The organism is Streptomyces sp. NRRL F-5123, from assembly GCF_000721495.1.
Classification (GTDB): domain Bacteria; phylum Actinomycetota; class Actinomycetes; order Streptomycetales; family Streptomycetaceae; genus Actinacidiphila.
In genome coordinates this window covers 118,760-131,502 of the sequence record NZ_JOHY01000007.1, presented here as the reverse complement: position 1 = coordinate 131,502, position 12,743 = coordinate 118,760, and the positions used below count along the sequence as shown (strand labels likewise).

Genomic DNA, 12,743 nt, shown 5'->3' with positions numbered 1-12,743 from the left:
TCCGGGTTCGGTTCCCGCTCCCGCGCCCCGGCTCGCAACCGCCCCGCGCCGCAGGCCCGTTCGCCCCCACCGTACGCAGTCGCGCCCCGCTCCCGTACGGCACGGGGGCGGCCGTACGGGAGCGGGGCGCGGGCCGGGCGTACGCGGGCCGGGCGTACGCGGGTCAGGCGTAGTGGGCGCGCAGCGCGGCGTGCGCCTCGGGCGGCGCGGCCAGCTGGTCCAGGCCGAGCAGGGCCGCGCCCAGGACGGGCGGCGCGGTCACCACCCGCGTGCGCGCCTTGGGGGCGCGCGCGGTGAGCCGCTCGGCGAGGACGTCCATCAGGTACGGGTTGCGCGCGCTCATCACGCCGCCGCCCAGCACCACGTCGGCCTCCTCGTCGAGCAGCCCCAGCCGGCTGAGCGCCACCACCGCGAGCGCGGTGATCTCGTCGGCCTGCCGGGCCAGGATGGACCTGGCCACCGGGTCGCCCGCGTCGGAGGTCGCGAAGAGCACGGGCGTCAGCTCGTACTTGCGCTCCGGCTCCAGCGCGCCCAGGTGCAGCGCCTCGATGAGCGCGTACATCGAGCCGAGCCCGAAGTGCGCGGGCAGCGTACGGGCCAGCTCGGTGTGCTCGCCGCGGCCGTCCTCGGCGCGCGCGGCGTACCACAGCGCCTCGTCGGCGAGGCCCGAACCGCCGCCCCAGTCACCGGAGATCTTGCCGATGGCGGGGAAGCGGGCGGTGCGCCCGTCGGGCAGCATGCCGACGCAGTTGATGCCCGCGCCGCACACCACCGCCACCCCGCGCGGCTCGTCGACACCGGCCCGCAGGATCGCGAAGGTGTCGTTGGCCACCCGGGTGGTCAGCGCCCAGCCGCGCGCGTGCACGGCCGCCTCCAGCTGCTGCTCCTCGACCGGCAGGTCGGCGTTGGCCAGGCACGCCGAGGTGTACGCGGCGAGCGGCCGCCCGCCGTCGGCCCCGTCCGGTCCGAGGGTGAACCCGGCGTCCGCCGCCGCCCGTCGCACGATCGCGGCCAGCTCGCCCACCGCGGGCTCGACACCGACCACGGGGGGCTGGAAGCCCCCGCCGCGGGCGGCGCCGAGCACCCGCCCGTCGGCGGCGACGAGCGCCACGTCGGTCTTGCTGTTGCCCGCGTCGACGGCGAGGACCCCGCCGGGGACGAGCGGCGGCCCCATGGTCAGGCCCACGCGAAGTGCTCCCGGTTGTGCGCGACGAGACGGTCGGTCAGCTGGTCGGCCAGGTCGTACTGGCCGACCAGCGGATGGGCGAGCAGCGCGGTGAAGACGCGGTCCCGGCCGCCGCGCAGGGCGGCGTCCAGGGCCAGGTCCTCGTACGCCGTCACGTTCGCGACCAGCCCGGCGAAGAGCGGCTCCAGCGGCGGCACCGGCAGCGGCTGCGCGCCCTGCGGGCCCACCGCGGCCGGGACCTCGATGACGGCGTCGTCGGCGAGGAAGGGCAGGGTGCCGTTGTTGTAGGTGTTGACGACCTGTACGTCCCCGGCCGCGTCCGGACCGGTCGGCCGCAGCAGGGAGGCGGCCAGCGCCACCGCGGCCTCGGAGTAGAAGGCGCCGCCGCGCTTGGCGAGCAGCTCGGGCTTCTCGTCCAGCGCCGGGTCGCCGTACATCTCCAGCAGCTCCTTCTCCATCGCGGCGACCTGCGAGGCCCGCGACGGGGAGGTCCTCAGGTCGCGCACCACCTCGTCATGGGCGTAGTAGTAGCGCAGGTAGTACGAGGGGACGACGCCGAGGCGGTCCAGGACCGGGCGCGGCAGGTGCAGGTCGGCGGCGATGTCGGCGCCGTGCTCGGACAGCAGCTCGGGCAGCACGTCCTCGCCGCCCGGGCCGCCGATGCGCACCGCGCGCTCCCACGTCAGATGGTTGAGGCCCACGTGGTCGAGGTGCACCTGCTCGGGCGCCACGCCCAGCCGGGCGGCGAAGCGGCGCTGGAAGCCGATGGCCACGTTGCACAGCCCGACGGCGCGGTGGCCGGCCTGCAGCAGCGCCCGGGTGACGATGCCGACCGGGTTGGTGAAGTCGATGATCCACGCGTCCGGCGCGAGCCGGCGTACCTGCTCGGCGATGTCCAGCACCACCGGCACCGTGCGCATCGCCTTGGCGAGGCCGCCCGCGCCGGTGGTCTCCTGGCCGACGCAGCCGCACTCCAGCGGCCACGTCTCGTCCTGGTTGCGCGCGGCCTGCCCGCCGACCCGCAGTTGCAGCAGCACCGCGTCGGCGCCCTCGACGCCCGCCGCGAGGTCGGAGGTGGTGACGATCCGGCCCGGGTGCCCCTGCTTGGCGAAGATCCGCCGGGCCAGCCCGCCGACCAGGTCCAGACGGTGCGTGTCCGGGTCGATCAGCGCCAGCTCCTCGACGGGCAGGGTGTCGCGCAGCCGCGCGAACCCGTCGATCAGCTCGGGGGTGTAGGTGGACCCGCCGCCCACGACTGCCAGTTTCATCCCTTGACTCCCGTCAGGGTCACGCCTTCGATGAAGGCCTTTTGCGCGAAGAAGAAGACCACGATCACCGGCGCCATCACCAGAACGGTCGCGGCCATGGTCAGGTTCCAGTTGGTGTGGTGTGCCCCCTTGAAGGACTCCAGCCCGTAGCTGAGCGTCCAGGCCGCGGGATTGGAGCTGGCGTAGATCTGCGGGCCGAAGTAGTCGTTCCAGCAGTAGAAGAACTGGAAGAGCGCGACGGCGGCGATGGCCGGCCTGATCATCGGGATGATCACCCGGACCAGGGTGCGCAGTTCACCGCAGCCGTCGACCCTGGCGGCCTCGGTGTACTCCTTCGGGACGGTCAGCAGGAACTGCCGCAGCAGGAAGATGGTGAAGGCGTCGCCGAAGGCCATCGGGATGATGAGCGGCCACAGTGTGCCGTCCAGGCCGAGCTGCTTGGTCCAGAACAGGTACATCGGGATGACGATCACCTGCGGCGGCAGCATCATCGTGGAGATGACCAGCACCATCACCAGGTTGCGGCCGCGGAAGCGGAATTTGGCGAGTGCGTACGCCACCGGCAGCGACGACACCACCGTCAGGGTCGTGCCGACGACGGCGTAGACCAGGGTGTTGCGCCACCAGGTCAGGAAGCCCGGCGCGTGCCACACGGTGCTGAAGTTGGACCACTGCCAGGTGTGCGGCCACAGGTCCCGGGTGAGGGCCTGGTTGTCCGTCATCACCGCGGTGAGGAAGACGAAGACGAAGGGCAGTACGAAGAACGCGGCGGCCGCGATGCCGAGGGCGTGCACCGCGATCCAGTTGAGCCGCGCCTTGCGGCGCGCGGTGCGCCGGGCCCGGGCGTCCGCCGGGCGGCGGGGTGCCTGCGTGGCGCGGGCGGTGAGCGTTGCGTGGGTCACGGCTCAGTCCTCCGCCGTCAGGAATCCGTTGCGCCTGCGCATCAGCAGTGCGGTGAAGGCCATCGAGAGCACGAAGAGGACGAGCGCGATGACGCACGCGGAGCCGTAGTCGAAGCGCTGGAAGCCGCGCTCGTAGACCAGTTGCGGCAGGGTCAGCGTCGACTTGTCGGGGTAACCGGGCTCGAACTGCTGGCCCGAGTTGCCGATGATGCCGGACGCGACCTTCCCCGCCACCAGCGGCTGCGTGTAGTACTGCATGGTCTGGATGACCCCGGTGACCACCGCGAACATCACGATCGGCGAGATGTTCGGCAGCGTCACGTAGCGGAAGCGCGACCAGGCGCCCGCGCCGTCCAGCTCGGCGGCCTCGTACTGCTCCTTGGACACGTCGAGGAGCGCGGCCATGAAGATGACCATCAGGTCGCCGATGCCCCACACCGCGAGGATCGTCAGCGCCGGCTTGGACCAGTGCGGGTCGGTGAACCAGCCCGGGGTCGCGATGCCGATGTCGCCGAGGATGTGGTTGACCGGGCCCGTACCGGGGTTGAGGAGGAAGACGAACGCCATGGTCGCGGCGACCGGCGGGGCCAGGTAGGGCAGGTAGAAGGCAGTGCGGAAGAAGCCCGCGCCGGTCTTGATCCTGGTGATCAGCAGGCCGATGCCGAGGCCGAAGACGACCCGCAGCGTCACCATGACCAGGACCAGCCACAGAGTGTTGCGCAGCGCCGGCCAGAAGAACGGGTAGTCCTGGAAGACGTACTTCCAGTTCTTCGTGCCGGTCCACGTCGGCGGGTTGACGCCGTTGTAGTGCATGAAGGAGAAGTAGACGGTGGAGATCAGCGGGTAGGCGAAGAAGACGCTGAATCCGATGATCCACGGGGACAGGAAGGCGAGGTTGCGCAGCGCCGCCTTGCGGCGCCGGGCCTTCAGCAGGGGGTGGACTGCGGCGCTCATCACCGGGCCTGCGCGATGTCCTTGTCGACCTGCGTGTCGACGCCCCGCAGACCCTGGTTGAGGTCCTTGGACTTGCCCGACTCGTAGGAGTAGCCGAAGTCCTGCAGCGTCACCTGGTAGGCGCCGCCGTTGACGCTCGGCGGGGTGGTGGTGCTGTCCGGGTTCTGCGCGATGTCGAGGAAGGTCTTGAAGCCCGGGTCCTGGTCCAGCTTCGGGGACTTGAGGGCGGCGAACGTGGAGGGCACGTTGTGGATGGCGTTGGCGAAGGAGACGACCGCGTCGGTGTCGGTGGTCATGAACTTCACCAGCTCCCAGGCGGCGTTCTTCTTCGCGCTGGTGTTGGCGACGCCGATGACGGTGCCGCTCAGGTAGCCCTTGCCGTACGTGCCGGCCTGGTCGTCGGGCACCGGGAAGGGCGCGACGGCGAGGTCGTTCATACCGGCGTCCCTGGCCATGCCGAGCCGCCACTCGCCGTCTATGCCCATCGCGACCTGGCCGGTGTGCAGCGGGTTCTTGGCCCCGAACTCGTCGCCGAAGCCCGAGCGGTACTTCTCCAGCTTGCCGAAGCCGCCGAGCGCCTTGACCATCTCCTGCTGCCAGGTGAACATCGCGGCGAATCCGGGGTCCTCGGCGACCTGCGACTTGCCGTTCGCGTCGAAGTACTTCACGCCCCACTGCGCGGCGAAGTGGCCGGGGGTGGACTCGTAGCCGTGGAAGTCCGGCATGAAGCCGAGCTGCGAGTAGCTGTCGCCGGAGGTCTTGGTGAGCTTGACGGCGTCGGCCTCGAATTCGCTGAGCGTCTTCGGCGGCGCGGAGATGCCGGCCGCGGCGAATTCCTTCTTGTTGTAGTACAGGCCGTACGCGTCGCCGAGCAGCGGCAGGGTGCAGCGCTTGCCCTGGAACTGCGTGTATTCGAGCATCGGCTTGGGGAAGGTCGCCTCGGGGTCGATCGCCGACTTCTTCAGGAAGGGCGAGAGGTCGGCGAAGGTGCCCGAGGAGCAGAACTGCCCGACGTTGTCGGTGGTGAAGGACGAGACGACGTCCGGGGCCTTGTCGCCGCCGGCCCGCAGCGCCTGGTTGATCTTGTCGTCGGTGATGTTGCCCTGCACCTTGACGTGGATGTTGGGGTGCGTCTTCTCGAAGCGGGCGACGTTGTCGTTGATCGCCTTGAGCTCGCCCGGCGCCGTCCAGCCGTGCCAGAAGGTGATCGTGACGTCCTTGGTGGCGTCGTCGTCGGCCGAGGTGGTGCTCTGGCCGGTGCACGCGCTCGCGAGCAGGACTGTCGCGGCGCTCGCCGCCACGGCGGCCGCGGCCTTGCGGATACGGGACACTGCTCTCTACCTCCGGGGTGTAGACGGCCGGTCGGGGCCGGTCGAGGGTGTGCGGTGCCGCCGGGACGGCGGGGGTGCCGTTCCGTTGCGGGTGCTGCGGGGTGGTCGGGGGCTTGCGTACGGGGGCTTGCGGGGGGACTCAGCGTGAGGTGTCGAACACCTCGTCGCGGGTCGTGGCGAGGGCGCTTTCCAGCGCGCCGGTCAGGACGGGGTGCATCTCCACGGTGCCCAGCACCAGCCGGGGCCTGGGCACCGCGAGTTCGGCCAGTTCGGACTGGATGAGGGCGCGCAGCGGCTCGCCGCCCGCGACGGCGACGTTCCCGGCCAGCACGATCAGCTCCGGGTCGACGACGGCCACCAGCGAGGCCAGTCCGACGGCCATCCCGGTGGCACAGCGCGCCAGCAGCTCGGCGTACGGGCCGCTCTCCTCGTGCCGGGCCGCGGCCCGGCAGAGCACCTCGGTGGCGGCGTCCGGGAGCGGGCCCTCGGGGATCTCCAGGCCCAGCTCGCGGGCGTTGCGCAGCACCGCGTTGCAGCCGGCCAGCTCCTGGAAGCCGCCGTTGTTGGCCCGGGTGACGTTGCGGACCAGCGGGGTGCCGGGCACGGGCAGGAAGCCGACCTCGCCGGCGCCGCCGGTCCAGCCGCGGTGGAGGCGTCCGTTGATCATGAGGGCGGCGCCGATGCCCTCCTCGTTCCACAGGAGGACGAAGTCGTCGTGCCCGCGGGCGGCGCCGACCCGCTGCTCGGCGACCGCGGCGAGGTTCACGTCGTTGTCGTAGTCGAGCGGCATCGGCAGGGTCGCGGCCAGCTCGTCCAGCAGCGCGGGGGAGTGCCAGCCGGGCAGGTGGCTGGCGTAGCGCAGCCGCCCGGTGCTGGGGTCGAACGCGCCCGGGGTGCCGATGACCGCGCGGTGCACGTCGGGACGGCCGAGCCCGGCGGCCTTCACGGCGCCGTCCAGCGCCGCCACGACCTGCTCGACGGCGCTCCCGGAGCGGCGGCGCGGGGTGGGGAGCCGGAAGGAGCCGACGGTGCGGCCGGTGATGTCGGCGACGGCGGCCCTGATGCGCTCGGTCGTCACGTCCAGGCCCGCGACGTACGCGGCGGCCGGGTTGACCGAGTAGAGCTGGGCGTTCGGCCCGGGGTGGCCCGCGGTGGTGCCGGTGGCGAGCACCAGGCCGGCCGCTTCGAGGCGGGCCAGCAGCTGGGAGGCGGTCGGCTTGGACAAGCCCGTGAGCTTGCCGATCCGGGTACGCGAGAGGGTGCCGTGCTCCAGCAGGAGGTCGAGTGCGGCGCGGTCGTTCATGGCGCGCAACACGCGCGGGGTGCCAGGGGTGCCAGCCATGCGCGCCATCCTCCCTCAGGTCACTGTTAGGAAACCTTCCTATCGGTGAACGTCAAGGTAGGCCCGCTGTCGGCGGAGCGTCAAGGGATGCGCGGGGGAGTCGCCCAAGTCGTTACCGGCGCCGCCGCGGACAACGGAAACGGCCGGGGTACGGGCCCCCCGGCCGTCGGTGTACGTGCGGTGTGCACGGCCGGAGAACGGGCTCTCCGGCCGGTGTCAGGATCCGTAGACCTCTGTCATCTCGGTGATGGTGCTGCCGTCCAGGACGACGTCGTAGAAGTTCTGGCCGTAGCAGAATTCCTTGGACTTCGCGGCCTGGCCGCCGTCCCAGGTGTCACCGTTCGGGTCGGCGCACGATTTCACGTGCGCGATACCCGTTTCAGGGCCTTCCGTGGCCCCGCGTGTCTCGGGGCCGTTCTCGCCGAGGACCGTGATCTTCGCGCTGGGCGAGAGACCGTAGGTCTTGAGGGCGCCCACCGGGTGGTAGGCGGCGCCCTCGTTCATCGTGGGATCGCATGCGGCCTTCGCTTCGCGTGCGATGACGTTGTTCATCGCACCCTCCACGTTGTTGACCCAGATGTAGGAGTGGCCGGGCGCCAGGGTCGGGCAGGAATTGTGGTCCTCGCCCGCCGCGGTCGCCTTGGGTGCCTTGGGTGTGGCGGCGTTGCCGGCCCCCGCGCTCGGGCTGCCGGTGTCGTCGGCTACCGGGTCGTCGGGTCCGCAGGCGGCGAGAGTGAACGCCGCGGACGCGATGGCCAAGGCAGCCAGGATTTTCCGAGTGGAAATAGGAACCCCCGATTCCGGCCCGCGTGCGTACGTGCACGCGGGTGACATGTTCAAGCCGGAGCAGGGTAGCGGGGGCGTCGTCGATCTTGTCAAATCCCGAACGATCGGAAATTCCGGAGGGCGGGACGGTCGTTTCCGGCGGCCGGGCGGCTGCCGGACCCGCGGAAAGGCGCCGGCGCCGCGGAAAGCGGCTGCGGCCGAAAGACGCCGCTTCCGCGGAAAGGGCGGGCTCAGTCCTCGCCGGCGGCCGGCGACGGCACGGCGGTGGGGCGCTGGCCTGCGGGCGGCGGGGCGCTCTCGTCGGCCCCGGACTCCATCGGCGCGCCCTCGGCGGCGTCGGCCGCCGGGTCGGTGACGGTCGCGGCGGGGACGCCGCCGGACAGCGGGATGCCCTCGCGGTCGAAGGCCTGCTTGATCCGCCACCGCAACTCGCGCGCGACCGGCGCTGCCTTGCCCGGCATGGTCTTGGCCTGGAGCTGGATCACCGAGAACTCCGGGCCGACCGACTCCAGGCCCAGCACCTTCACCGGCTCCCACAGGTACTCGTCCCAGGGGTCTTCCTTGCCCATCACGTCCGCGGTCTCGGTGATCACGGTGCGTGCCCGTGTGAGATCGGCCCCGGCGCCCACCTGGACGTCCACCGCGGCCGTCGCCCAGCCCTGGCTGAGGTTGCCGATCCGCTTGACCTCGCCGTTGCGGACGTACCAGATCTCGCCGTTGTCGCCGCGCAGCTTGGTCACCCGCAGGCCCACCTCGACGACCGTGCCGCTGGCCACGCCCGCGTCGATGACGTCGCCGACGCCGTACTGGTCCTCCAGGATCATGAACACGCCAGACAGGAAGTCCGTCACGAGGTTGCGCGCGCCGAAGCCGATCGCGACACCCGCGACACCGGCGCTGGCCAGCAGCGGGGCGAGGTCGATACGCAGCACCGACAGCACGGTCAGCGCGGCGGTGCCCAGGATCAGGAAGGACGCCACGCTGCGCAGCACCGAGCCGATGGCCTCGCTGCGCTGCCGCCGCCGCTCCGCGTTGACGAGCAGCCCGCCCAGGGCGGTGGCGGCCGCGGCCTCCGCGCCGCGGTTCATCCGTTCGATGAGCTTGCTGATCGTGCGCCGGACGATGGTGCGCAGCGCTATCGCGATGACCAGGATCAGGACGATCCGCAGACCTGCGCTCAGCCATCCGGCCCAGTTGTCGTCGACCCAGCTGCCGGCCTGCGAGGCGGTCTGGGAGACGGAGTCGAGGGGTGCGGCGGGTGGGGGCGTCGCGGTGGACACGGGCGGGGACCTCCGGAGGGTTCGAAGCATCCACAGTAACGAAGGACCGATGCCGTTCCGTTGCCCCGTCCGAGGGGCGGAAAGCCTCCCGGCGGGGGAGAAAAAGGGGGAAGAAGGGGGGATAACCAGGGGAGCGGCGCCTGCCGGGCCGGATCGGTGTGGTCCAAAACACTTCCGCTCCGTTACCCGGGCATGGTGGCGCCTCGCCCCGCCTTCCGGAGAGACTGAGACAGATCGTCCCGGCGCGAGCCACGCGCCGCCGGCGTTAAAGGAGGCATACGTGCCGCATGTCCTGGTCCTGAACGCGTCGTACGAGCCGCTCGGCGTCGTACCGCTCCGCCGTGCGCTTGTCCTCGTGCTCAACAACAAGGCCGTGTGCCTTGAGGAATCCGGCGCCTACCTGCACAGCGAGACACAGGCTCTGCCAGCGCCCAGTGTCGTCAAACTCACCAAATTCGTCCGCGTCCCCTTCCGCGGCACCGTCCCGCTCACCCGGCGGGCCCTCTTCGCCCGCGACGGCGGCCGCTGCGCCTACTGCGGCGGCGCCGCCACCAGCGTCGACCATGTGATCCCGCGCAGCCGCGGCGGCCAGCACGCCTGGGAGAACGTGGTGGCGGCCTGCCGCCGCTGCAACCATGTCAAGGCCGACCGCCACGTCGCCGAGCTCGGCTGGCGGCTGCGCCATCAACCCGCGCCGCCCACCGGACTGGCCTGGCGCATCATCGGCACCGGCCACCGGGACCCGCGGTGGCTGCCATACCTGCAACCCTTCGGCGCGGATGACGCCCTGGCCCGGATCGACGGCATATCGGCCTGAGATCCGGGCCTTCGTGTGTCACGGGGCCGCCCACCGCGACCGGGTGGGCGGCCCCGTGACGCCGTATGCCTGTTCGATCACGATGAGTGACCGCGCTGCCGTGCCGGATGTCCTGCTCCGCGCGACCGGGTGTCCGCTGACGGGGGCCCCGGAGTTGTCCACAGGCATTCCGCGGGGTGAACGGGTTGCGTGCGAGGATGGCTGTCTCACCTGACGAGAAGGAGTTGGGCCACCGTGCCTGGTACGAACCTCACGCGCGAGGAGGCGCAGCAGCGGGCGGGTCTGCTGGCTGTGGACGGCTACGAGATCGAACTGGACCTGACGGGGGCCCAGGAGGGGGGGACGTTCCGTTCGCGGAGCAAGGTGGTCTTCGACGTCGCGGGCGACGGCGGCACGAGCTTCATCGACCTGGTGGCGCCGGAGGTGCACGAGGTGGTGCTCAACGGGGCACCGCTGGATCCGGCGGAGGTGTTCAAGGACTCGCGGATCGCCCTGGAGTGGCTGCCCGGGGGGCGCAACGAGCTGGTGGTCGTCGCCGACTGCGCGTACACCAACACCGGTGAGGGCCTGCACCGTTTCGTCGACCCGGTGGACAAGCAGGCGTATCTTTACACCCAGTTCGAGGTGCCGGACTCGCGCCGGGTCTTCGCCGTCTTCGAGCAGCCCGACCTGAAGGGCACCTTCACCTTCACGGTCAGGGCCCCGCAGGGCTGGACGGTGGTGTCGAACTCGCCGACGCCCGAGCCGTCGGCCGACGGGGTGTGGTCGTTCGAGCCGACCCCGCGGATCTCGTCGTACATCACCGCGCTGATCGTCGGCCCCTACACCTCGGTGCACGGCAGCTGGGAGGGCGACGGCCGCAGCGTCCCCCTGGGCATCTACTGCCGCCCCTCGCTCGCCGAACACCTCGACGCCGAGGCCATCTTCGAGGTCACCCGGATCGGCTTCGACTGGTTCCAGGAGAAGTTCGACTACGCGTACCCGTTCGCCAAGTACGACCAGTTGTTCGTGCCGGAGTTCAACGCGGGCGCGATGGAGAACGCCGGGGCGGTGACGATCCGCGACCAGTACGTCTTCCGCTCCAAGGTCACCGACGCCGCGTACGAGGTCCGCGCCGAGACCATCCTGCACGAGCTCGCGCACATGTGGTTCGGCGACCTGGTCACCATGGAGTGGTGGAACGACCTGTGGCTGAACGAGTCGTTCGCCACCTACACCTCCATCGCCTGCCTCGCGCACGCCGAGGGCTCCGCCTGGCCGCACGCCTGGACGACCTTCGCCAACTCCATGAAGACCTGGGCCTACCGGCAGGACCAGCTGCCCTCGACCCACCCGATCATGGCGGAGATCAACGACCTGCAGGACGTGCAGGTCAACTTCGACGGCATCACGTACGCCAAGGGCGCCTCGGTGCTCAAGCAGCTCGTGGCCTACGTGGGGATGGACGAGTTCTTCACCGGTGTCCAGGCCTACTTCAAGCGGCACGCCTGGGGCAACACCCGGCTGACCGACCTGCTCGGCGCGCTGGAGGAGACCTCGGGCCGAGACCTGAAGGCCTGGTCGAAGGCCTGGCTGGAGACCGCGGGCATCAACGTGCTGCGCCCGGAGATCACGGTCGACGCCGAAGGTGTCGTGACGTCCTTCGCCGTCCGCCAGGAGGGGCCCGCGCTGCCTGCAGGCGCCAAGGGCGAGCCGGTGCTGCGCCCGCACCGCATCGCCGTCGGCGCGTACGACCTGAAGGACGGCACGCTCGTCCGCACCCGGCGCATCGAGCTGGACGTGGACGGCGAGCTGACGGAGGTGCCCGCCCTCGTCGGCGCCCGCCGCCCCGACGTGGTGCTGCTCAACGACGACGACCTCTCCTACGCCAAGATCCGGCTCGACGAGCAGTCGCTCGCCGTCGTCCGCGACCACGTCGGCGACTTCACCGAGTCGCTGCCGCGCGCGCTGATCTGGGCCTCGGCCTGGGACATGACGCGCGACGGCGAGGTGGCCACCCGCGACTACCTGGAGCTGGTGCTGCACGGCATCGGCAAGGAGACCGACATCGGCGTGGTGCAGTCGCTGCACCGCCAGGTCAAGCTCGCCCTCGACCTGTACGCCGACCCGGCCTGGCGCGAGACGGGGCTGACCGCCTGGACGGCCGCCGCGCAGCAGCACCTCGCCGCCGCGGCGCCCGGCAGCGACCACCAGCTCGCCTGGGCCCGCGCGTTCGCCGCGACCGCCCGCACCGAGGAGCAGCTCGACGTGCTCGCCGGGCTGCTCGACGGCTCGGTGGCCTACGAGGGCCTCGCCGTCGACACCGACCTGCGCTGGTCGCTGCTGCTGCGGCTCGCCGCGACCGGCCGCGCCGACGAGCAGGCCATCGCCGCCGAGCTGGCCCTCGACCCGACGTCGGCGGGCGAGCAGCACGCCGGGGCGGCCCGCGCCGCCCTCCCGACGGCCGAGGCCAAGGCCGCGGTGTGGGCGAAGGTCGTCGAGTCCGACTCGCTGCCCAACGCCATGCAGGAGGCCGTCATCGCCGGCTTCGTGCAGGCCGACCAGCGGGAACTGACGGCGCCGTACGCGGAGAAGTACTTCGCCGCGATCAAGCAGGTGTGGGCCGAGCGCAGCAACGAGATGGGCCAGCAGATCGTCGTCGGCCTCTACCCGGCGCACCAGGTCTCGCAGACGACGCTGGACACGACCGACGCCTGGCTCGCCACCGCCGACCCGGCCCCGGCCCTGCGCCGCCTGGTCGTCGAGAGCCGCGCGGGCGTCGAGCGCGCCCTCAGGGCCCAGGAAGTGGACGCCGCGTCCGCCGCGAGCTGAGGTCCACCGGCCCCGGGGCGCGCCGTCCCGGGGCCGGTCCCGGCAGGCCACCCGTGCTGCCGGCGG

General features: G+C 71.5%; 10 protein-coding genes. 2 read left to right on the top strand and 8 right to left on the bottom strand.

Annotated elements, in window-relative coordinates:
- Positions 1-163: 163 nt before the first annotated feature.
- From IH54_RS0108960 to IH54_RS0108925, 8 genes are all read right to left on the bottom strand, one after another.
- Positions 164-1,174: an N-acetylglucosamine kinase gene (locus IH54_RS0108960; protein WP_031514647.1), complete on the bottom strand. Its 1,011-nt coding sequence runs from the start codon at positions 1,172-1,174 to the stop codon at positions 164-166.
- A gap of 2 nt (positions 1,175-1,176) precedes the next feature.
- Complete coding sequence (locus IH54_RS0108955) at positions 1,177-2,454, bottom strand: 6-phospho-beta-glucosidase (protein ID WP_031514645.1); 1,278 nt, start codon at positions 2,452-2,454, stop codon at positions 1,177-1,179.
- A complete protein-coding gene (locus IH54_RS0108950) occupies positions 2,451-3,356 on the bottom strand; it encodes a carbohydrate ABC transporter permease (RefSeq protein WP_031514643.1) in 906 nt (301 codons plus the stop codon). Before IH54_RS0108950 ends, IH54_RS0108955 begins: the two co-directional genes overlap by 4 nt.
- 3 nt (positions 3,357-3,359) lie before the next feature.
- Positions 3,360-4,310, bottom strand: coding sequence for a carbohydrate ABC transporter permease (locus IH54_RS0108945; protein ID WP_031514641.1), 951 nt, complete (start codon positions 4,308-4,310; stop codon positions 3,360-3,362).
- Positions 4,310-5,641 (bottom strand): ABC transporter substrate-binding protein, encoded by a 1,332-nt coding sequence (locus tag IH54_RS0108940; RefSeq protein ID WP_031514639.1) that lies wholly within the window; start codon positions 5,639-5,641, stop codon positions 4,310-4,312. Before IH54_RS0108940 ends, IH54_RS0108945 begins: the two co-directional genes overlap by 1 nt.
- Positions 5,642-5,780: 139 nt before the next feature.
- On the bottom strand, positions 5,781-6,992 hold the full coding sequence (locus IH54_RS0108935; protein WP_031514637.1) for an ROK family transcriptional regulator: 1,212 nt from the start codon (positions 6,990-6,992) through the stop codon (positions 5,781-5,783).
- A 207-nt stretch (positions 6,993-7,199) separates the two neighbouring features.
- Positions 7,200-7,742, bottom strand: coding sequence for a hypothetical protein (locus tag IH54_RS0108930; RefSeq protein WP_031514635.1), 543 nt, complete (start codon positions 7,740-7,742; stop codon positions 7,200-7,202).
- A 257-nt stretch (positions 7,743-7,999) separates the two neighbouring features.
- The gene (locus tag IH54_RS0108925) at positions 8,000-9,079 is read right to left on the bottom strand and encodes a mechanosensitive ion channel family protein (protein WP_078862046.1); all 1,080 of its coding nucleotides are present in this window, start codon (positions 9,077-9,079) and stop codon (positions 8,000-8,002) included.
- Positions 9,080-9,329: 250 nt separating this feature from the next.
- Here IH54_RS0108925 and IH54_RS0108920 point away from each other — a divergent pair, with 250 nt between their 5' ends.
- Together IH54_RS0108920 and pepN are read left to right on the top strand one after the other, a co-directional pair.
- Complete coding sequence (locus tag IH54_RS0108920) at positions 9,330-9,866, top strand: HNH endonuclease (RefSeq protein ID WP_031514630.1); 537 nt, start codon at positions 9,330-9,332, stop codon at positions 9,864-9,866.
- 234 nt (positions 9,867-10,100) lie between these two features.
- Positions 10,101-12,677, top strand: coding sequence for an aminopeptidase N (gene pepN, locus IH54_RS0108915; protein WP_031514628.1), 2,577 nt, complete (start codon positions 10,101-10,103; stop codon positions 12,675-12,677).
- Positions 12,678-12,743: the final 66 nt, after the last annotated feature.

Bases quoted from the DNA above. Each gene is read 5' to 3' on its own strand.
- IH54_RS0108960 (WP_031514647.1), bottom strand. From the start codon at position 1,174: ATGGGGCCGCCGCTCGTCCCCGGCGGGGTCCTCGCCGTCGACGCGGGC.
- IH54_RS0108955 (WP_031514645.1), bottom strand. From the start codon at position 2,454: ATGAAACTGGCAGTCGTGGGCGGCGGGTCCACCTACACCCCCGAGCTG.
- IH54_RS0108945 (WP_031514641.1), bottom strand. From the start codon at position 4,310: ATGAGCGCCGCAGTCCACCCCCTGCTGAAGGCCCGGCGCCGCAAGGCG.
- IH54_RS0108935 (WP_031514637.1), bottom strand. From the start codon at position 6,992: ATGGCGCGCATGGCTGGCACCCCTGGCACCCCGCGCGTGTTGCGCGCC.
- IH54_RS0108925 (WP_078862046.1), bottom strand. From the start codon at position 9,079: ATGCTTCGAACCCTCCGGAGGTCCCCGCCCGTGTCCACCGCGACGCCC.